The following is a 21,704-nucleotide window of genomic DNA, read 5'->3' as shown; positions in this document are numbered from 1 at the left end:
TGTCCTTCTACATAATTTGCATTTAAAGAACGATCATTACCAAATAAAGTTTCAGCATCACTATTCCACACAAGATAAGAGTCAATAGTATAAGTTCCACTTTCTATTTGACCATTATTTTCTACTTCAAAAGTTAATGCCGCTGGTTTATAAGTTCCACCTTTAATCCATCCACCTTTGTTTAAATCATAGCTAGATAACCCTAAATCTTTTGATTCAAAAATATAGGCACGTTTACCAGTTCCTTTATAATTTTCAATAATACGCGTTGGATTTACAGTATCATAATTTTCTTTTATTTGATTATAAGTACCATTAGCATCATTACTATTTACTCCACCATAATAAATTGCTGTACTTGATAATAAACGATTGTCCGCTGTTAATCTAAAGTCTTTCAATGGTAACTTTGGATCTGCTAGTAACATTACACTTGTTTTATTAATATTTGGATCTAATTTTTGTAAGTCATATGTTTTTATACCATTTTTATCAGATTCTGCTAAGTAAAAATAATCTGGTGCTTCATAACTTACTGTAATTGGAATATTCTTTCCTCGTGTTAAATTATCTTTTGACAAGTCCTGTTTACCAATTTGATCCATTGATAAACGTAATGTTGTCGCTTCTTTTGTGTGTACTGCTGGATTACTTGCTCCCGTATTAGGGCGTTGTGTTGCAACAGCACTTTCTAATGTGTTTTCAGCCGATAAAACTTGAGAAATTTTATCTTCATAACGCTGAATATTTGGATCTTTTGCTTTTTCTTTCCAAGTACCTACCGTTACATCTAAATCTGTTGTTAATCCTATAATTGTTTTAGAAGCTTGCTCTCTATTTTGTAGTTCATCAACAATTCCAGGAGTTTTTAAAATTAAATGATTATATCTTTTATCTGGATTAATAGTAATTTCACTAAATAATTCATTAATATTCATATATTCTTTAATTAATTCCGCCTGGTTATTCTCATTGACTCCATATAACTTAAAGTTTTCTTTAAATTGCCCACGTAAATCTGTATATCCTGCATGGTATCCTTTTAATCCGGCATTTCCATTTTCTAATTCATTCGTTGCAATTTGATACATTTTAAATCTAGTAAAATAATTTCCTTCTTGATCTTTCGGAATAAGATAGCTTAAATATTGACTTGGTAATGTTCCACCATCTGCTTTTAATTTACTATATGGAACTGTATATGTTGCGCTAAATTTATCTACATTACTAGCATTTGAAAATAGTCTTTGATTCGATGGTGTGTTAATGTAATCATCCATATTACCAATCGAAGGAGCACCATCACCCGCATAGATTCTAAAACCATCAGGATCTTCTAGAGTTTGTGTGAATGATGAACCGTCTGGTCTATGCCCTACAGCTTTATAAACAATTTTAGCATTATAGCCTTTTGTTCCATTAGATTCAATAACCTTTGCAATTTCCTCTGGTGTACTTAAGGCACCCTCTTTTAATTTTAATACAGGTCCAGCATAGACTAAATTATTATCAATTCCACGTGTTTGATCTGGATGTAAGGTAGCTACTCCATTTTCTAGTGTCCATTTTGAATTATTAGGAGCATTAGGGTCTAATTCTAAAAACTCTGGAATTCCACTAATTGTATAATCATAACTTGTTAATCGACCATTACCATTTGTATTCCACTCATCAGCTTCTCTATTATTGAAGAATGGTTCACTTGTCATAATTGCTGGAATTCTAAAAGTACTTTTTACAGGAACTAATTTACCATCAACAACAGAACCGAGTTTGTATTCACGTTGGTCCTGTGATAAATAATTTTTCACCAATTTTTCTCTTGTATCTTTTTCACGATAAATAATCTCTGATAGATAGTCAAAAGTAGCTGTTGCTGTTTTTGTAGATAAGACATTTTCACCACTGATAAACTCTGTCTTCACTGGTAGTGAATCATCTTTTGATGGTGCATTCTTTATAGATGTTCCTACATAAAGTTTTAATAAACTTTCCGCAACAGATCCACCAGCCATTGGATTTAAATTTAAATCATAAACATAATCAGTAGCTGTAGAACGGTCATCTGTACTTTTAACAAAAGATGAATTTGTAAATACTGGTTTTTTGTCAGAATGAAGAAAAGCCTTTGGAATAGTTACACGTACTTTACCATCTGTAACTGTATCATTTGAAGAAGCTGAATAAGTAATCGCCATATTAATGACACGTTCACCGTCACCATTATTTGCTACCGGAATTCGTTTTTCTGTTGGCCCTTTCGATGTATCAAAATGAATTGACCCTGTCAAAGCTTGGGCTGTTACTCCTCCAGTACGGAAACCAGTTCCTTCTTCCATCTTTTTACCATTACGGCTATCTTGATTTTTGTTTTCTTTAGAAGTCTCTTCAGCTTTAATTGATTTTAAGATAGAAGTTAATGAGCTAATTTCTTTTGTTTTAGCATCTACTTCTGGTTGTGTCGCAGACGATGATTTTTGTAAAGCTTTTGCTTCTTCTAATAATTTTTCAGCTTTCTCAACAAGGCTTTTTTGCTTTTCATTTGAGCGAACACGATCTACTTGTTCTTGTAAAGCTGTCATTTTATCTACTAATTTACTTGTCTCAACTGTAGCTTTCTTCTCATCAGTCGGCTGTTCTGCTTTTTCTACAATAGTAGAATTTTTTTCTTCTACCGGAGTTTCTTTTTCTGTTGCTACATTAGTATTTTTTTCTTCTACTAATTGATTGTCAACAGCTGGAGTTGCTTGATTTGTTTTCTCTTCAATTTCTGCAACTACCTTTGGAGCTTCGCTCACCTTTTCTTTTTGATCCTTTGGTGATGAACTTACAACTTCATTTGTTGCTGGCTCATTCACTTCACTAGCTTCAACATGAAATCCTAAAAAGAATCCTGCCCCTACTAATACACTGGCAGCTCCTACTTTTAATTTCTTGATAGAATATTTTTCAAATTTTCTACCGGACTTTTTTTGATTCATAAATTGATTATTCTTGCCTAACATTATTTGTACCCTTTCTTAACTCTCATATTACAAAATACGGAATATTATTTTAACATTTTTTTTAAACATCAATTTTTTATAATATATTCATTTAATTCACTGATTTCGACCGTATCTTTTTCTCCACAGATAGTTGTTCTATTTTTTCAACTACTACAGAAGGCTTTACTTCTGTTGAACTTGCTTTTTTTACTGTAAGATTTGAATTTTTACTTCCACAAGTTTATTTTCAGTAAATGGAGTTGTTTCAATTGATTTATCTTCAACTGTAACAACTTTTTCATTATTTTCTTTTGCTGATGAACTAACAACTTCATTTGTTACAGGTTTATTCACCTCACTAACTTCAACATGGAATCCTAAAAAGAAGCCAGATTCGACTAGAACACAAGCAAATCCGACTTTTAATATTTTGATAGAATATTTTTCAAATTTTCTACCAGCCTATTTTTGATTCACAAATTGATTATTCTTACCTAACATTTTCACATCAAAATAAAATAAGTAAACTATATTCTACCCCCCCCCCCCCGAAAATTTTGTCAAATATTTTGCCTTAAAAATATAAAAATATTTGCTCTTTTTACTCTTACATTTATCATACATTTTAATCATGATCACCCATCTAACTGTGGAGGAATAGGAGTTATAAACCCAAATTACAAGTCTTATTACTTTGGACATGTTACTCGCCTCTTAAAGAGGTGTTTGTATTACTTACCATTATCCCTAAAAGAATCCTTATACTCTTTTACACTTAATGTATCGATTTCTAAATATTTTTCTTACAGTAGCTTCATTAAGTCCTACTATACTTACATAATAACCCTCTGCACCCAAATGTTAGTAGTATAACCTTCGACGTCCACTTACAAAGCGTGACAGACTAAAAGTCACAAAAAATACCGACTCCAATTTGAAAACGGTAATCAAAAGTTATTATTATCCTTTTATAAAAACACGTTTAAAATAGAAAAAGACCTTGCATAATAGCTTTAGCAATGAGACTCGTTTCAACGAAACTGCTCACGCCATAGTTACTATTAGCAAAGTCAAATTTTATACGTTTTCCAAATAATAATACGTCTGAATAGAAAATGACTTTGCATAGTAGCTCTAGTGATAAAATCCATTAATGGATTTTATCACCGGAAAAGCCATAGCTACTATCAGCAAAGTCAATTTCTATTCTTACTTTCTATATTAATTATTCTCAGCTTCCGCTTGTTTTTTACGTTTATTAGCTTTTTCACGCTCACCTTTGTTTAAGATTTGTTTTCTTAAACGAATAGTTTCTGGTGTAATTTCGCAATATTCATCATCTGATAAGAATTCTAATGATTCTTCTAATGATAATTTCTTCGGTGTTTTAATCACAGAAGTTTGGTCTTTCGTTGCTGAACGAATATTCGTTTGTTGTTTTGCTTTCGTAATATTAACTGCTAAGTCATTTTCACGAGAGTGTTCCCCAACAATCATTCCTTCATAAATTTCTGTACCTGGTTCAGTGAAGATAACTCCACGGTCTTCAACACCCATAATTCCGTAAGTTGTTGATTTACCAGTATCTGTAGATACTAATGCACCATTTCTACGTCCGCCAATATTTGCAGCAATATATGGTAAATATTGATCGAATGTGTGGTTCATAATTCCGTATCCACGAGTCATTGATAAGAACTCAGTTGTATATCCTAATAATCCACGAGCTGGTACTAAGAATACGATACGTACTTGTCCATTTTCACTATGTTGCATATCTTGCATTTCACCTTTACGGTTACTTAATGATTCAATAATTGAACCCATGTATTCTTCTGGAGTATCAATTTGTACACGTTCAAATGGTTCACATTTTACGCCATCAATTTCTTTAATAATTACTTCTGGACGAGATACTTGTAATTCATATCCTTCACGACGCATATTTTCAATTAAAATTGATAAGTGTAATTCTCCACGTCCTGATACAATCCATGCATCTGGTGAATCTGTTGGTTCTACTTTTAAAGATACGTCTGTTTGTAATTCACGCATTAAACGTTCTTCAATTTTACGTGCTGTTACATATTTACCTTCACGTCCTGCAAATGGTGAGTTATTTGTCAAGAATGTCATTTGTAATGTTGGTTCATCAATGTGTAACACTGGTAATGATTCTTGTGCATCTACTGGTGTTACAGTTTCCCCAACGAAGATATCTTCCATCCCTGAAACAGCGATTAAGTCCCCTGCTTTTGCTTCATTAATTTCTAAACGGTTTAATCCGAAGAAACCAAATAATTTTGTAACACGGAAGTTTTTCTTCGTTCCATCTAATTTTAATAGAGATACTTGGTCACCCACTTTTACAGTTCCACGGAATACACGTCCGATACCGATACGTCCTACATAATCATTATAGTCTAATAATGACACTTGGAATTGTAAAGGCTCATCTGAATTATCAATTGGTGCAGGAATATGTTCGATAATTGTATCGAATAAATAATCCATTGTTTGTTCTTGATCTGCAGGATTATCTGACATACTAGAAGTTCCATTTAAGGCTGAAGCATACACTACAGGGAATTCTAATTGATCATCATCTGCTCCTAATTCGATAAATAATTCTAATACTTCATCGACTACTTCTTCTGGACGAGCAGCGTCACGGTCGATTTTATTTACTACTACGATAGGTGTTAAATGTTGTTCTAATGCTTTTTTCAATACGAAACGTGTTTGAGGCATTGTTCCTTCATAAGCATCTACCACTAAAACTACTCCATCCACCATTTTCATAATACGTTCTACTTCTCCACCGAAGTCCGCATGTCCTGGTGTATCCATGATGTTAATACGAGTACCTTTATATTGAACAGCAGTATTTTTCGCTAAAATCGTAATACCACGTTCACGTTCAATATCGTTTGAGTCCATTGCACGTTCTGATAATTCTGTACGTGCATCCAGTGTTTCGGATTGTTTTAATAATTCGTCTACTAATGTTGTTTTACCATGGTCAACGTGAGCGATAATGGCAATATTACGAATATCATTTCTTAATTTCATGTTTTCCTCCAATTTGTAACAAAATGAAAGTGATGGAATACGCTTAAAAAGGGAATTTCCATCACTCAAACCTCTTTTCAACTCAGAAATTATACTACAAAAATCTCACAAACTCAATTCATATGATTAATTGTAGTGTATATTTGTTTTATTTTTTTCACAACTAATCAAGAGGGTATCCCATTTAACTTCTTCATTGACCTAATTCTTCTGTTCTTTGTTTGGCACGTCTTGTTGCTTCGATGACACTTGATCGAAATCCTGTTTGCTCTAATGAAATCACTCCAGCAATCGTCGAACCACCAGGGCTGCAAACTTTTTCTTTTAATACGGTAGGATGCTCATTTGTTTCAGCTACCATACTTGCTGATCCTTTCACTGTTTGGGTCGCTAATTGCAGTGCAACTTCTCTAGATAAGCCCATACTCACTCCAGCTTCTGCTAATGCTTCAATAAACATATAAACAAAAGCTGGACCACAACCTGCTAATGCTGTAGCAGCATCGATTTGAGATTCCGGTAATTCTATTAATAAACCTGCACTTTGAAGCAAACGAACAAATTCCTCTTTATACGGTGTGGTCACATTTTTCCCTAGAGAAAAACTAATGACACCTTCTGCTACTTCTAACGGTGTATTTGGCATCATACGAATCCAACGATGACGAATATCTGTCATTGACTCTAATTGTTCCAAAGTCACTCCAGCTGCCATACTAATCAATAGGATGGATTCTCTTTTTTCTAGTATCTCATTATTTTCTTCTAATAGCTTTTGAATTTGATGCGGTTTAACGCCTATAAAAATAATATCAGCTCTTTCAAATACTTCCCTATTGCTAACTGCTGTTGCATCTAATGTCACTGCTAATTTTTTTGCTTTTTCAGCTGTACGATTTGCCAGTAATAAATTATTAGTTGTTTCTTTGGCAAGAATTGTTGCTATAACACTCCCCATATTTCCTAATCCAATAACTCCAATAATTGCCATCTTATCTCACCTGACCTTCTCCATACACAATGTATTTATAAGTTGTCATTTCTTTTAAGCCCATTGGTCCTCTAGCATGTAATTTTTGAGTAGAAATACCCATTTCACATCCTAAGCCAAATTCTCCACCATCGGTAAATCGAGTAGAAGCATTCACATAAACGGCTGCACTATCCACTCTCGTTGTAAAGTATTCAATTGCATCATCTGATTCTGAAATTATCGCATCCGAATGATGAGTACTATGTGTTTCAATATGATCAACTGCTTCTTCAATCGAACTGACGACTTTTACAGCCATAATGTAATCAGAAAATTCTGTGTCGAAATCTTCTTTTTGAGCTTTCACTCCTGAGATGTATTGAGCTGCTTTTTCATCCACTCTTAACTCAACTGCTGGACTATGATTGTCCACTAACGTTTCTTTTAATAACGCTAAAAATTGAGGTGCAATGGCTTCATGAACCACGCAAACTTCCATCGCATTACATACAGATGGACGACTCATTTTAGCATTTTCAACAATCTTTATTGCTTTATCTAAATCAGCATCTTTATCAATATAAATATGCACAATTCCAGTACCTGTTTCAATGACTGGAACAATGGCATTTTCAATAACTGCACGAATTAATCCAGCACCACCTCGAGGGATTAACACATCAATATAGCCTTTTGCTTTCATTAATGCCATTGCACTTTCTCGACTCGTATCACTGACTAATTGAATACATTCTGGAGAAATACTAGTTTTTGCTAATCCCTTTTTCAAGGCTGTCACAATCGCAAAAGCACTTTGATAAGCTTCCTTACCACCTCTTAATACAACTGCATTTCCACTCTTGATCGATAATGCCACTGCATCGGACGTAACATTCGGTCTACTCTCATAAATAATTCCAATTACACCAAATGGCACTCTCTTTTTCTTAATTTGAATATTTTGTGCACCAACAGTTTCTTCAATAATTTCTCCAACTGGATCTGGTAATTGAGCTACTTGTCGAATGCCTTCAGCCATTGCTTGGATTCTAGATTCATCTAATCTTAAACGATCCAACATCACGTCAGAAATCTGTCCCTTAGCTTTTTCTAAGTCTAATGCATTTACTTTTAAAATAGCATCAGTATCTTCTAACAAAGCTAGCGCCATTGCTTCTAACGCTTCATTTTTGGACTTGGTTGAAGCAATATTAATCTCTTTTTTAAAGCGATTCACTGTTTCTAATAATTGTTGTGTAGTCAATATGCATGCCTCCTTAAAATTCTTGTTCTAATAGTTCTAACTCTCCGGAAATAGTCATCCAATCATCTCGATGAATCACAATTCCTTTCCGATTATTTTTCGATAATTGTTGTGCAATAGCGTATTTACTTAAGCGAGTTTGTCCTTTTCCAATCACTTGATAATGTTCATCTACAACTGTCACGATTTCAGATTCATAAAACTCTCCCTCAACAGCTTTCACCCCTGAAATTAACAAGCTCTTTCCTTCTTCTTGTAAGGCTTGTTTTGCTCCAGCATCAACAACTAATTTTCCTTTACTTTTTGCATACAAGGCTAACCATTGCTTATGAGTTTTCATCACTTTTTCTTTCGCTGTAAAATACGTTCCATCAACGGTTTGGTGAGCTGCTTCGATCAGTGCCTGTTCTTTTAAGGATGAACAAATATAGACAGGAACACCCGCCATTGTCGCAATCGTCGCTGCTTTAATTTTCGTATACATTCCACCTGTTCCATTACTTGAACCCGCTCCACCAGCCATTTCGACTAGTTCTTTAGTAATTTCATCAATCGTATCGAATCGTTTTGCCTCTGGATTTTTTGACGGATTATCATTATATACGCCATCAACATCTGTTAATAGGACTAATAAGTCTGCTTGCACCATTGCCGCTACTTGCGCACTTAAAGTATCATTATCCCCAACCTTTAATTCCTCGATTGAAACTGTATCATTTTCATTAATAATTGGAATTGCATGACGTGTTAATAATACAGATAACGCTTGATGAGCATTATTGTATCGACGTTTATCGACAAAATCATCTTGCGTTAATAAAATTTGCGCTGAAACAATGCCTTTCATTAATAAATTAGACGTATATTCTTCTAATAATAATCCTTGTCCTACTGCAGCAGAAGCTTGCTTATCTGCAATTTTTGTAGGACGTTTTTTAAATCCTAAAGACGAGAATCCTGCAGCAATCGCCCCAGAAGAAACTAAAATTAATTCATGTCCTTCTTCATGTAAAGTAGCCAATTGTTGCGTTATAGCTTTCACTTTTGCACGTGATAAGCTTCCATCTGGATTTGTTAATGAACTTGTTCCTACTTTGAAAACAATTCTTTTATACTTCATAGTTTCTCCTCTCATCATTTTTATTTTGCTTCATACCAATTATTACCAATATTACTATCTGCTTTTAATGGAACGGATAAGCTTACCGCATTTTCCATGACTTCTTCTACTAAGCTTTGTAGACTTTCGACTTCTTCTTCTGGTACTTCAAAAATCAATTCATCGTGTACTTGTAATAATAATTTTGCTTGGAAATTTCTCTCTTGCATTTCACGGTCTAATTCAATCATAGCTACTTTTAAAATATCCGCAGCAGTTCCTTGAATCGGTGAATTCATCGCTGTTCTTTCTGCAAATGAACGAATATTAAAATTACTTGCATGAATTTCTGGTAAATAGCGACGGCGATAGAATAATGTTTCCACATAATCTTTTTGACGTGCTTCCGCTACGATATTTTCCATATAGTCTTTAACGCCTTTGAATTCTTCTAAGTAACGGTCAATAAATTCTTTTGCTTGTTTACGTGGAATATTCAGATTTTGTGAGAGTCCATAATCACTAATTCCATACACAATTCCAAAGTTAACAGCCTTCGCCTGTCTTCTCATACTACTTGTTACTTCTTCAGGATTTTGAATTCCAAATACACGCATCGCTGTATTCGTGTGAATATCTATATTATTTTTAAATGCCTCAATCATATGAACATCATTTGCCATATGCGCTAATACACGTAACTCAATTTGTGAATAGTCGCTTGATAAAATCTTCCAATCTGGACGACTTGGTAAAAACGCTGAACGAACTTGTCTTCCTTCTTCTGTACGAATTGGAATATTTTGTAAATTAGGATCTTGAGAACTTAGGCGACCTGTTTGTGTTAAGTTTTGTACAAAACGTGTATGAATTTTACCATCTTCTCGGATATATGTTTGTAACCCATCAATATAAGTTGTCGTCAATTTCTTTAATTGTCGATATTCTAATAACGACTCAACCATTGGAGATTGATTAGCTAATTTTTCTAATACATCTACTGCCGTTGAATAACCTGTTTTTGTTTTCTTAATCACTGGTAATTTCATTTTTTCAAACAAAATCACGGCTAATTGTTTTGGAGAATTAATATTAAATTCTTCTCCGGCAAATGCATAAATCGTTTGTTCAATTTCTTTGAGACGTGATTCGAATTGTTCACCCATTTCGATTAATCGGTTCTGATCTACTCGAATTCCTTCAATTTCCATTCGAGCTAAAATATCACTCAATGGTAATTCCATTTCCCAATATAAATGAATTTGTTCATTTTCCTCCAATTGTTTTAATAAACGTTTTGGAGAAGTTGCAAGTACATAAATTTTAGCGGCTAAATGATTCCAAAATACTTCTTTTTCTCCCGGAATTTTTATCTTAACGCCTTTTCCATATACTTCTTCATCAGTTTTCAATAGTGAAATACCGAATCGTTTCGCAACATCATAAATTTCATTGACGATTTCATTGGCATCCACTAAGTATGCTAATAGCGAAACATCGTATGTTGCACCTGCCACTGTTAGCCCAAAACGATTTGCGAATACTTTCATCGCTTTCGTATCAAACATCGTTTTCTCAATCGTTTCATCCGCTAACCATTGTTTGAACACTTCAGATTGAACAGCTGATTCAATAGAAGTGACATACACTTGTTTTTCATTTCCGAATGCAACTGCCAAGACCGGCGCAACATGATAGTTGTTATCAAATGTTTCAAAATGAACGGTTGTTGCATCTTGCAATTCTTTTTCCGTGATTGTTTCAATCCATTGAACTTTTTGAATTTCAATCGTTTCTTCCTCAACGAGTTGCCCACCTTTTTTATTGAGTAAATCTTTTTGGAATGATTGGAAACTCATTTCTTTATAAAAGGCTATTAATTCTTCGACATTTTCTTCTTTTCGAAGGGTATCTGCTACGGTAATTTCTAATGGGGAATTGATGTCAATTCTTGCTAATGTTTTACTTAAGAAGGCTAATTCTTTATCTTGAATTAAATTGTCTTTTAACTTACTTTTTTTCATTTCTTCGACATGTTCATAAATTCCTTCTACACTTCCGTATTCTTGAAGTAATTTAATGGCAGTTTTTTCACCCACTTTTGTTACGCCTGGGTAATTATCTGATGAGTCGCCCATTAGTCCTTTCATGTCGATAATTTGTTCTGGTGTTAGTCCATATTTTTCGTTGATAAATGCTGGAGTGTATTCAACTAATTCGCTTACTCCTTTTGTAGTTATTTTAACGGTAATTTCTGGAGTTGCTAATTGGATTAAGTCTTTGTCTCCGGATAAGACGACTACTTCAAATCCTTCTTTAGATGCTTGGTGGGCTAATGTTCCAATAATGTCATCGGCTTCGTATTGGTTTAAGCGATAATGCGGGATTCCCCATGCATCTAATAAGACGTTGAAGTATGGCATTTGTTCTTTGAATTCTGATGGTGTTTTTGCTCTGCCACCTTTGTATTCTGCATACATTTCTGTACGGAAAGTTGTTTTTCCTGCGTCCCAAGCTACTAATACGTGGGTAGGTTGTTCTTGTTCTAAGATTGTTTTGAACATTCGGTGGAATGAATACAATGCGTTTGTATGTAATCCATTTTGGTTTTTAAATCGGTTTAGATCTAAGATGGAATAGAAAGCACGAAAGGCTAAACTACTGCCATCTAATAGTAATAATTTTTGTTTCACGATAGACTCCTCAATTCTTCACAATGTTATTTTCAGTGTACCATATTTTTATAAAAATTTGCATTGATAGCCTATTACGGAATAAAAAGCAAGAAGCAAAATTTCTTTTGTGTGCGTGGCCGCCAGTAGCCCCTGCGGGTCTCTTGGCTAAAATTTGAGCCTAAAGTCTCAAATTTTGCCTGTAATAGAAGCCATCCCTGGCTTCTATTACTTTCGCTACAAAAAAATTTTGCTTCTTGCTTTTTATATGTGATGAACGTTTTTTTCACTACAATATTTATCAACGAAATAAAAGTAAGTAGTAAAAATATTTTTTGTTTGTGTGGTCGCCAGTAGCCCCTGCGAGTCTCTTGGCTAAAAATTGAGCCTTAGTCTCGATTTTTACCTATAATGGAAGCCAGCCCTTGCTTCTATTACTTTCACTACATAAAATTTTTGTACTACTTACTTTTATATGATTTTGACGCTCTTTTAGTGACAACATATAACAAGAAAAGTCATGGCTAGAGTTTATGTCTACGTCCAGAATATAAGAAAAAAATTAGATACGTAACAACCAAAACAGAAACCCTAGACTAAACTTTTCCCGAAGCAGTAGTAACAGAAACTGGCAAGCCAGATTCTGTTACCGGAAAATTTGAGACCTAAGGCTCAAATTTTAGCAATGAGATTCGCAAAGCGAAGCTGCTTGCGTCCGTGCTACCTTTGAAAAGTTTATTCTAGGGTTTCTGTAAACGCAAAAAAAGCATGGAACGATAATTCCATGCTTTCGTTATTTTTTAGATTAAGCTTCCATTAAAGCTTGGTTTGCAGTAATGATTGCTAATTTATAAACATCTTCTTCGTTACATCCACGAGACAAATCAGAAATTGGTTTATTTAACCCTTGTAAGATTGGTCCAATTGCTTCAAAGTTACCGAAACGTTGCGCAATTTTGTAACCAATATTTCCTGATTGTATTTCAGGGAATACAAATACTGTAGCTTCCCCTGCAACTGATGAATCTGGAGCTTTTTGTTTACCAACACTTGGTACAAACGCAGCATCAAATTGTAATTCCCCATCAATATTGTAGTTAGGAGCTAATTCTTTCGCAATACGAGCAGCTTCTGCTACTTTTAAAGCCTCTTCAGATTTTGCTGAACCTTTCGTTGAAAAACTTAATAAAGCAACATTAGGTTCAATCCCAAATAATTCAGCAGTTTTAGCTGATTCAACAGCAATTTCAGCCAACTCTTGCGCATTAGGATTAATATTAATAGCGCAGTCTGAGAATAAATATTTCTTAGATTTATCACTATTAATCATAATAAACGCACCACTAGTACGTGATACACCAGGTTTTGTTTTAATAATTTGTAAAGCTGGACGTACAGTGTCTCCTGTAGAGTGAACTGCACCAGATACTAATCCATCTGCTAACCCCATATGTACCATCATTGTTCCAAAATAAGTCACATCTGTTAATAATTCACGAGCAGCTTCTGGAGTTGCTTTACCTTTACGACGTTCTACAAAACTTTCCACTACTGCTTCAAAGTTTTCATAAGTTTCTGGATCAATAATAGTAATATCATGTAAATTAAATCCACGTCTTTGCGCTACTTCTTCAATTTCATCTTTTTTCCCTAATAAAATAGGATGACATAATTCATCTGCTCTTAAACGTACAACAGCACCTAAAATACGAGGCTCGCTTCCTTCTGGGAAAACAATTTTTAATCCTTTCCCTTTAATCTTGCTTGACAATTCTTCAAATAGTTCCACAACTATCCCTCCAATTATTTTCTATAAACTATGATACAACAAATCTCATCTAAAAAACAGTACTAAGTTTTAGTTTAAGAGAATATTCTTCAAAAATTTACATCTGTTATAGTCTAATGATTAACACAGTTAAATAGAAAGACTTATTTACACGCTTTAAACTTATGGTATACTAATCTTATTACGTTATAAAGGAGATTCATCATGCGAGAATACGCTAAAAAATTGATGGATACTGCCATGCTTGCAGGTCAAATTATGTTAGAATGCAATGCAGAAAGTTATCGTGTAGAAGAAACGATGAATTATATTTTATCTACTTCTCATTTTGCCACTTGCGAAGCATTTGCGAATGCTACTGGAATCTTCGCAACATTGGACGATGACTGCATTGATTGTATTACCGAAATCCGACGTGTTCCAAATCGAGATACAAACTTAAATCGAATTTATAAAGTCAATAGTATCTCTCGTCAATTAGTCAGTGGAGAAATCGATATCGACACTGCTTATGAAAAATTCCAAAACTTAAAAGAGTCGGATTATCCATATTGGTTGAAAAATATTGGATTAATTATTATGTGTGGATGCTATGCTTCTCTTTATGGAGCAACTTTATTAGAAATGTTTGTTGCTGGATTAGCAGCTATTGTACTTCCATTTATTTATAAACTGGATGCCAAATTAGGATTAGGAATGTTTATTACAAATTTAATTTCCATTATTCCAATGGTTGTCATTATTTGTTATCTTCAAGAAACAATATTTCCGACAATCCATATTGGAATTCCAATTATTGGTGCAATTATGCCTGCCGTACCAGGTACAGCTATTACAAATGCCATTCGGGACACTTTACGAGGAGATTATAATTCTGGAACTGCACGTGCGGTAGAAGCAGCCGTCACTGCTCTATCTATTTCCATTGCGGTAGCGATTGGTCTATTAATTGGAGGAGGTGTAAATCCATTATGATGTTTCAAGTCATTAGTTCAGTGATTGCGGTTTATTTTAGTAGTATTGTGTTTGAAGCACCAAAGCGTTTAATTAAATATACCGCTCTTATCGGTGGTATTGGTTGGTGGATTTACCTCTTATTTTTAGATAGTGCTGGAATGGAACTATCCACGTATTATAGTGGACTTACGGTAGCTTTTCTTTCACATTTAGCAGCGAGATTTTTCAAGGCTCCCGTGACTGTATTTTTTATTCCAGGATTTTTCCCATTAGTTCCAGGAGCTGGAATGTATCGAACAGCCTATGCTTTTTTAACTGGAGATTCTGTGAAAGCTCATTATTATTTATCAAGTACAATTTCTGTAGCTGGAATGATTGCTCTTGCTATCTTCACCGTAGACTCACTTTTTCGTTTACATTCCATTTGGAAAAATCATACAAAAAAAACGTGATACTAACGAGGTATCACGTTTTTTGATTATTCGAATCCACCAACTGTAATAACTTCATCTGTTGGAAGAATAATTTCTTGTGTATTTGGGTTACTTTCTTCGACACTTGGAGTAAATGTAGGCGTTACTTCTGGTGTAATCAATTGTTCATTTTTCTTTGCACGACCTGCTATAATTGATTCAATAGATGGTGCAGATACTTCAATTTTAGAATGGCTATTTAATAATAAATCCCACTCTTCATTTTTAATCATTTCTAATTGAGATTCCACCATAATTTGTAATCTTTGACGGAACATACGTGTTTCTTTCTTCAATACATCTGTTTCACGATTGATTTCAGTTGCTTTTTGAGCTGCTTCTTTCAATAATCTCTCTGCTTCTTTTTCAGCTTCGAAAATAATAATTTCTGCATCTTTACGAGCATTTTCTTTCAATCGATCAGCAGCTTCTTGAGCTACGATGATTGATTTATTTAATGTTTCTTGAATAGAATTAAAGTATGAAACTTTTTCTTCATTGAATTTTACACGTTTTTCTAAATCTTTATTTTCGCGAATTAATTGTTCAACTGTACGAATGACTTCATCTAAATAATCATTTACTTCTTCTGGATCATATCCTTTGAATTTTGTAGGAAATTCCTTATTATGGATTTCGATTGGCGTTAACATATTTCCAACTCCTCTTATTTATTTTTCTCGAGCAGACCTATTTCAAGTTTTATTTTATCCTTTTTTGTCCGTCCCTCAATATTTTTTATCTGTATTCTACCATACCCTCTTATGGAAATAATATCAAGTAATTCAATCATAAAATCTGGACGAATTTCTTCTGCCCAATTCACCTTAACTTTATTTCCTTCCACTAATTCTTTTGAACGTTGTCGAGAAATATGGAAAATAGATGCAATTAATGTATCTAATCTCAATGAGGATACAATTGCAGTTGTATAGGACCAATGATCGATAGGAATGATTAAATCAGGATAATCTCTTTCTTCAATACGGATACTAATTTTCCCTACCTTTTGAAAATTATGTTTTATATAAGACAGCATTTGTTTGGTCACTAATAATTGCCATCTTTCTCCATCCGAAATAATATCCCCTAATTGGTCACGGTCTATCCCTAAGCCTACCAAAGAACCGAGGATTTGTCCATGACTTATTGAAGAAAATTTTATCGGATAGTGAATTTCTATTAATGCAACATCAAATTCATCCGTTGTCGGTGTATAGAAATCTGGATAAATCATACCTCTTTTTCGTTCAGCAGCAATATAGCCACCTTCAAATTGAAATATTATGTCATCATATTGTCCAACAATAGACTCAACAATAAACTGTTGTCTTGGATCTAAAAATGGTGTCAATATAGGTGCATATTGTTCTTGACTAGAAGCGACCCAAGATTCTACCTTCCGAATAAAATCTTGTTCTTCTTTTCTAAAATGTTGAAATATAGAAGTATCCATGACTATCACCTAATAAAGTAAAAATTTAACGATTTGAATAATACCAAGTTTTAAAAATTGTAAAAATAATAATCCAAACATAGCTGAAAAACCAAACATCCCCATTCGAATTCGATCAAAATAAGATAAAAAGGGTTCACACACTGCTTGTAACCATCTAGCTAACGTCATATTGCGCGCTTGTGGAAACCAAGTACATACAACATACGCACTAATTAGCATCATATAAATATCAATTGCCCGTAACAATAAACGGATGAATTGAAACAATAACATATCTTTCTCCTTAACTTAAATTTATTTCCATTAATAAGAAGAATATTCATCCTCTACAAAAGATCCTTGTACTTGGAAATTTGGTGGAGAACAAATATAAATATCTTCCCGAATTTGCTGAACGTCTCCATTAATGGCATAAGTGACTCCTACGACAAAGTCAATCACTCTTTTCGCATCCGAAACTTCCATTTTTCTAAAATTAATAATGACTGCTTCTCCTTTTAACAAAGCATCAGCAACACGTTCCGCTTCTGTATAAACCGTTGGTTCCATCACAAAAACTTTTGAAACTTTTTTATGTTGTTGCGCTTGTTGAAAAGATACAACATTTGAAGGAGTTCTTCGGTAATCTTGAACATTTGACTGAAGTTCTTCTTCATACATTTCTTCATCCATTTCTTCATATCCATCATCTGGATCTAAAAATGTTTTAATGCTATTCCAAAATCCCATACTACTCCTCCTCTTCAAACCAAGCGGTTCCTATTCTTATAAAATGGGCGCCTTCTTCAATCGCAATCGGATAATCTTGGCTCATCCCCATGCTTAATTGTAACGACTTCTCACTATCAATGTTTTCAGTAATTTCTTTTAACTCATGAAAATACTGACGAATTTCTTCTTCGCTTGCATCAAATGGTGCCATTGTCATTAATCCAATGATGTCAATATTAGCATATTGTTTTGCGACTTCAAAAGCTTCAAAAACTTCTTTTGTAGTAAAACCATGTTTCGATTCTTCCCCAGAAACATTGACTTCTAAAAAACATTTCAAAGGTGACTCTAATCGTTTTTCTATTTCTTCCATAATGGATAAGCGATCAATAGCATGAAAATATTGAATTCGATTGACAATTTGTTTTACTTTTCGTTTTTGTAATGGTCCAATCAAATGCCAAACAATATCATCTTGCGGAAATGCTTCTTGACGCTCTAATAGCTTTTCGACACGATTCTCCGCAAAATGCCGAAATCCAAGAGAATAAACTTCTTGGATTTCTTCATTCGTACGATTTTTAGTTACTACGATAGGACATACTTCTTGTATATCTCTAGAAACTTTATCGCATGATTGATGAATGCGAGCTAAAATTTGTTCTGCATTACGTTTCATCATCATATTAGTTTCTATTTCTTCTTCTGAAGAATGGTGGTGTATCTAACGTGTCGTCAGATTCATATTTTGTTTCCACTGGAGCTTCTACAAAACTCTTTTGTGAAAATGGAGAATCTGTTTCTGTTGTTGTTTCACGAACAGTTGCTTCACGACGGATATCCCAATCTCCAAAAATATCTTTTTCAGGTTGTTTTTCTTCAACTATTGCTTTTTTCTTTGGTGTTACTTGTTTTTCTTGGAATGTTTGTGGGTTATTTCCAATTTCTTTCGTTGAAGTTGGTGTAGTTGATGTTAATGTTGGACGGCTAGTACGACTAACTGTTTTTTTAGAAGATTTATGTTCTTCATCAATTCCAGTAGCAATCACTGTTACAATTACTTCATCTCCAAGATTTTCATTAATAGAAGTACCAAAGATAATATTTACATCATTTGTTGCAGCTGCTGCTACGATATCAGAAGCATCTTGTGCTTCGAATAATGTTAAATCAGATCCACCTGTGATGTTTAATAAGATTTGTTCTGCTCCATCAATTGAAACTTCTAATAATGGAGAAGAAATAGCTTTTTTAGTTGCTTCTGCTGTACGGTTTTCACCACTAGCAACTCCAATACCCATTAATGCAGAACCTTGATCTTTCATCACTGTTTTCACGTCAGCAAAGTCTAAGTTTACATAACCAGGTGCAATAATTAAATCTGAAATTCCTTGTACCCCTTGACGTAATACATTATCTGCTTCACGGAACGCTTCTAACATCGGAGTCTTTTTATCAACGATTTCTAATAAACGGTTATTTGAAATTGTTACTAATGTATCAACATTAGCTTTCATTTGAGCAACACCTTCTGCTGCATAGCGACCACGTTTTGGTCCTTCAAAGCTAAATGGACGTGTCACAACCCCAACAGTTAATGCTCCTAATTCTTTTGCAATACGAGCTACGATTGGTGCTGCACCAGTACCAGTTCCTCCACCCATACCAGCAGTAACGAAAATTAAATCTGCTCCTGATAAAGCTTCACGAATACGTTCTTCACTTTCTTCTGCAGCCTTTAAACCGATATCAGGTAATGAACCTGCTCCTAAACCTTTTGTTAATTTAGGTCCTAATTGAATTTTAGTTTCTGCTTTAGAATTTGCTAAAGCTTGTGTATCTGTATTGGCAACAATAAATTCTACGCCTTGAACACCTTCATCAATCATACGGTTCACAGCATTATTTCCTGCTCCCCCTACACCAATGACTTTAATGACAGCGCCTTGTAAATTTGTATCAAATTCGAATTCCATTCTTTTTCCTCCTTAGATTCGTACTAGTCTATAAACATTTTGAAGAAGTTTTTCACTTTTTCTCCAAAACTTTCTGATTCAGTTTCTTTTGTTACTTCCACTTCAGTTATTGGTTTTTCAACTGATTGTGGAGCTGTTTCTGCAACTGGACGGCTAGGGCTAACTAAAGGTGTTGTTTTCTTTTCAGTAGTTAACTTACCTTTTTGTGCGATTCGGTGAACATCATCTAATGATGCTGCGTATTGAATTAATCCCATACTTGTTGCATATATTGGATTTCTCATCCCCATTTGTTCTGGAATATACGTTTTTACATTCACACCAAAAATTTCTTGAGCTAATTCAAGCACACCTGCCATAGAAGATGCACCACCAGTTAAAACAATACCACCAGGTAATCCTAATGCATCTACTTGTTCTAATGCACGCTTGATTGTTTCAAAAATCTGAACTTCTCGTGCTTCAATAATTTCTGATAAATAATGTTCATCCACTTTAACAGGATCTTTCTTACCAATTGTTTCAACTGGGAAAAACTCTTCATCAGATGTTTCTGTAGAAATAGCATATCCATACTCACGTTTAATACGTTCAGCATTTTCATAGCTTGCATTCAAGATGACAGAGATGTCTTTTGTTACGAAGTCTCCACCTTCTTGATCTACGAATGAGAATTTTAATTGATTATCATGCATCACAGACGCACTTGTTTGTCCACCACCCATATCAATTAAAATTGTACCAAATTCACGTTCACCAGCAGACATTGCTACTTGACTAATCGCAAGTGGTTGAATCACCATTTCCTCAATATTTAATCCCGCTTTATCAATACAGCGTTTAATATTATGGACAATTGTTTTTGGTCCAGTAATCATACTTGCATATAATTCTAAACGAACTCCAATCATTCCACGAGGGTCTTTAATCCCATCGAATCCATCTACGATAAATTCTTCTGGAATAACAGAAATAATTTCTCTTTCAGGTGCAACTGAACGAACCTTTGCTGCTGAAATAACATTATGTACATCAATATCTGTAATTTCACGGTTTTCACTTGAAACAGCAATCATGCCATGACATGGTTCAATTGAAATTTGATTACTTGGAATTCCTACGATAACATCTTGTATTTGAATATTTGATTTTTGTTCTGCTTGTTTAACGGCTTTTTTAATAGATTCAACAGTTTCGTCAATATCTACAATTACTCCCCGACTTAGTCCTTGAGATTTTTCATTGCCGACTCCAATAATGTTTAATTGTCCACGAATATATTCTGCAACAACAACTTTAATTGAAGTGGTTCCAATATCTAAGCTCACATAAATTCCTTGATTTTTCACGTTTATTGAAACCTCCTACTTCTATTTTCTATTCACATTTTATAAATAACTATACTGCTTCATTTTACCATAATTCTTCACTGTTAAGAAAACATTTGTATATTTTCTTTTAATTTTTTTAATTTATTGGGCATTTAAATCTGGTGTGTAAAAAATACCTACTTCCATATCAATGGTTCCTGATTTTTTAGGTAATTGTTTTAAAATACTTGGATAGTAATTTAACTTTTCACCAATATCTTTTAATGTTCCAATCACTTTTAATCCATCTTTCATTCTTAGCTGTACTTTTAACGGTGATTTAACAGGGTCTACATATTGGATTTGTCGAATCATCGCTATGATGGATGGATTTGTTTTTTCTAATTGATTCGCTAATAAGTTTCTAGACTCATCTGTAAAATTCATTAATTCTGGTAACCCTTCTTTATTTGTTGGTTCAGATTTTAAAATGATTTGAGCATCCGTTAGTAATTCCTTATACTGCCCCTCTTCTATATAATAGCCAATAGCAGGATTTTCTAAAATTGTTACTTGAATCGTATTTAAACCTGACAAAGTAACCGAAGCATCCTTAATTTTAGGATTTCTAGAGATCAATCTTTTTCGAATAATATCATGTTCCGACAAAATTCCCCAGATACTCTTTCCTTTTTTGATACCTGCTTGTTCTTGAATCGTTTCTACTTTCACTTGTCGATTCCCATACACATAAATTTCCTTAGGTTTTGAAAGTGGAGAAATAAAATACAATCCCCAAATCATACTTGCAAGAAAAATCCACCATAAAAATCTCATTTCTAACTTAGAAAAATAAAAGATTTTTCTCAACATCCATAATGATTCCTTGTTTTGTACCTCCTCATTGAACTCGGTTGGAGGAGGCGAAGATGTTGAAGCTTTTTTAAAAAAATTCATAAGAC

18 protein-coding genes and 1 pseudogene are annotated in these 21,704 nt (G+C 34.0%); 2 read left to right on the top strand and 17 right to left on the bottom strand.

From position 1 onward, the window contains the following. The 9 genes and pseudogenes from RYL55_RS03120 to pta all read right to left on the bottom strand — a co-directional run. A partial coding sequence (locus RYL55_RS03120; protein ID WP_315007190.1) for a YSIRK-type signal peptide-containing protein occupies positions 1-3,005 on the bottom strand: 3,005 nt, incomplete at its 3' end. A 189-nt stretch (positions 3,006-3,194) separates the two neighbouring features. Continuing rightward, on the bottom strand, positions 3,195-3,341 hold the full coding sequence (locus RYL55_RS03115) for a hypothetical protein (RefSeq protein WP_315007188.1): 147 nt from the start codon (positions 3,339-3,341) through the stop codon (positions 3,195-3,197). Positions 3,342-3,718: 377 nt separating this feature from the next. Further along, positions 3,719-3,848: pseudogene (locus RYL55_RS03110) on the bottom strand (IS200/IS605 family transposase); the annotation flags it as partial. Between the two features lie 360 nt (positions 3,849-4,208). Next, positions 4,209-6,059, bottom strand: a complete 1,851-nt coding sequence (gene typA, locus RYL55_RS03105) for a translational GTPase TypA (protein WP_315007186.1) — start codon at positions 6,057-6,059, stop codon at positions 4,209-4,211. A gap of 193 nt (positions 6,060-6,252) precedes the next feature. After that, complete coding sequence (gene proC, locus RYL55_RS03100) at positions 6,253-7,050, bottom strand: pyrroline-5-carboxylate reductase (RefSeq protein ID WP_315007185.1); 798 nt, start codon at positions 7,048-7,050, stop codon at positions 6,253-6,255. A 1-nt stretch (position 7,051) separates the two neighbouring features. Continuing rightward, positions 7,052-8,299: a glutamate-5-semialdehyde dehydrogenase gene (locus RYL55_RS03095; protein WP_315007194.1), complete on the bottom strand. Its 1,248-nt coding sequence runs from the start codon at positions 8,297-8,299 to the stop codon at positions 7,052-7,054. Between the two features lie 10 nt (positions 8,300-8,309). Then, a complete protein-coding gene (proB, locus tag RYL55_RS03090) occupies positions 8,310-9,416 on the bottom strand; it encodes a glutamate 5-kinase (protein WP_315007183.1) in 1,107 nt (368 codons plus the stop codon). A 20-nt stretch (positions 9,417-9,436) separates the two neighbouring features. Further along, on the bottom strand, positions 9,437-12,091 hold the full coding sequence (gene polA, locus RYL55_RS03085) for a DNA polymerase I (RefSeq protein ID WP_315007192.1): 2,655 nt from the start codon (positions 12,089-12,091) through the stop codon (positions 9,437-9,439). A gap of 781 nt (positions 12,092-12,872) precedes the next feature. Then, positions 12,873-13,856 carry a phosphate acetyltransferase gene (gene pta, locus RYL55_RS03080; RefSeq protein WP_315007181.1) on the bottom strand — a complete coding sequence of 328 codons (984 nt, stop codon included), beginning with the start codon at positions 13,854-13,856 and terminating at the stop codon, positions 12,873-12,875. 204 nt (positions 13,857-14,060) lie between these two features. Between pta and RYL55_RS03075 the strand changes: the two genes are divergently transcribed. After that, complete coding sequence (locus tag RYL55_RS03075; RefSeq protein WP_315007179.1) at positions 14,061-14,831, top strand: threonine/serine exporter family protein; 771 nt, start codon at positions 14,061-14,063, stop codon at positions 14,829-14,831. Further along, positions 14,828-15,265 carry a threonine/serine exporter family protein gene (locus RYL55_RS03070; protein WP_315007177.1) on the top strand — a complete coding sequence of 146 codons (438 nt, stop codon included), beginning with the start codon at positions 14,828-14,830 and terminating at the stop codon, positions 15,263-15,265. The genes RYL55_RS03075 and RYL55_RS03070 overlap by 4 nt, the downstream gene beginning before the upstream one ends. Before the next feature lie 26 nt (positions 15,266-15,291). On the opposite strand, the gene RYL55_RS03065 is transcribed toward RYL55_RS03070, so the two are convergent. The 8 genes from RYL55_RS03065 to RYL55_RS03030 all read right to left on the bottom strand — a co-directional run bounded on the left by RYL55_RS03065 (position 15,292) and on the right by RYL55_RS03030 (position 21,699). Further along, positions 15,292-15,939 carry a DivIVA domain-containing protein gene (locus RYL55_RS03065; protein ID WP_315007175.1) on the bottom strand — a complete coding sequence of 216 codons (648 nt, stop codon included), beginning with the start codon at positions 15,937-15,939 and terminating at the stop codon, positions 15,292-15,294. A 14-nt stretch (positions 15,940-15,953) separates the two neighbouring features. After that, entirely contained in the window at positions 15,954-16,742 is a 789-nt protein-coding gene (locus RYL55_RS03060) for an RNA-binding protein (protein ID WP_315007173.1), read from the bottom strand. A 9-nt stretch (positions 16,743-16,751) separates the two neighbouring features. Next, entirely contained in the window at positions 16,752-17,018 is a 267-nt protein-coding gene (locus RYL55_RS03055) for a YggT family protein (RefSeq protein ID WP_315007170.1), read from the bottom strand. Positions 17,019-17,048: 30 nt separating this feature from the next. Continuing rightward, entirely contained in the window at positions 17,049-17,474 is a 426-nt protein-coding gene (locus tag RYL55_RS03050; protein ID WP_315007168.1) for a cell division protein SepF, read from the bottom strand. Position 17,475: 1 nt separating this feature from the next. After that, positions 17,476-18,141, bottom strand: a complete 666-nt coding sequence (locus RYL55_RS03045; RefSeq protein WP_315007166.1) for a YggS family pyridoxal phosphate-dependent enzyme — start codon at positions 18,139-18,141, stop codon at positions 17,476-17,478. A 1-nt stretch (position 18,142) separates the two neighbouring features. Next, positions 18,143-19,432 (bottom strand): cell division protein FtsZ, encoded by a 1,290-nt coding sequence (gene ftsZ, locus RYL55_RS03040; protein WP_315007164.1) that lies wholly within the window; start codon positions 19,430-19,432, stop codon positions 18,143-18,145. A gap of 23 nt (positions 19,433-19,455) precedes the next feature. After that, entirely contained in the window at positions 19,456-20,781 is a 1,326-nt protein-coding gene (ftsA, locus tag RYL55_RS03035; protein ID WP_315007162.1) for a cell division protein FtsA, read from the bottom strand. 123 nt (positions 20,782-20,904) lie between these two features. Next, complete coding sequence (locus RYL55_RS03030; protein WP_315007160.1) at positions 20,905-21,699, bottom strand: FtsQ-type POTRA domain-containing protein; 795 nt, start codon at positions 21,697-21,699, stop codon at positions 20,905-20,907. Between the last annotated feature and the right edge of the window lie 5 nt (positions 21,700-21,704).

Origin of the sequence: uncultured Granulicatella sp. (assembly GCF_963515615.1) — a bacterium.
Taxonomy (GTDB): Bacteria; Bacillota; Bacilli; order Lactobacillales; family Aerococcaceae; genus Granulicatella.
Note: the sequence above shows the minus strand (reverse complement) of the source record. Positions and strands in the feature narration are given on the sequence as shown.

Excerpts from the sequence above, each read along its gene's own strand:
- ftsZ (WP_315007164.1), bottom strand. The coding sequence starts at position 19,432 with ATGGAATTCGAATTTGATACAAATTTACAAGGCGCTGTCATTAAAGTC.
- RYL55_RS03070 (WP_315007177.1), top strand. The coding sequence starts at position 14,828 with ATGATGTTTCAAGTCATTAGTTCAGTGATTGCGGTTTATTTTAGTAGT.
- RYL55_RS03030 (WP_315007160.1), bottom strand. The coding sequence starts at position 21,699 with ATGAATTTTTTTAAAAAAGCTTCAACATCTTCGCCTCCTCCAACCGAG.
- proC (WP_315007185.1), bottom strand. The coding sequence starts at position 7,050 with ATGGCAATTATTGGAGTTATTGGATTAGGAAATATGGGGAGTGTTATA.
- RYL55_RS03045 (WP_315007166.1), bottom strand. The coding sequence starts at position 18,141 with ATGATGATGAAACGTAATGCAGAACAAATTTTAGCTCGCATTCATCAA.
- RYL55_RS03050 (WP_315007168.1), bottom strand. The coding sequence starts at position 17,474 with ATGGGATTTTGGAATAGCATTAAAACATTTTTAGATCCAGATGATGGA.
- RYL55_RS03065 (WP_315007175.1), bottom strand. The coding sequence starts at position 15,939 with ATGTTAACGCCAATCGAAATCCATAATAAGGAATTTCCTACAAAATTC.
- proB (WP_315007183.1), bottom strand. The coding sequence starts at position 9,416 with ATGAAGTATAAAAGAATTGTTTTCAAAGTAGGAACAAGTTCATTAACA.
- RYL55_RS03060 (WP_315007173.1), bottom strand. The coding sequence starts at position 16,742 with ATGGATACTTCTATATTTCAACATTTTAGAAAAGAAGAACAAGATTTT.
- typA (WP_315007186.1), bottom strand. The coding sequence starts at position 6,059 with ATGAAATTAAGAAATGATATTCGTAATATTGCCATTATCGCTCACGTT.
- RYL55_RS03075 (WP_315007179.1), top strand. The coding sequence starts at position 14,061 with ATGCGAGAATACGCTAAAAAATTGATGGATACTGCCATGCTTGCAGGT.
- RYL55_RS03055 (WP_315007170.1), bottom strand. The coding sequence starts at position 17,018 with ATGTTATTGTTTCAATTCATCCGTTTATTGTTACGGGCAATTGATATT.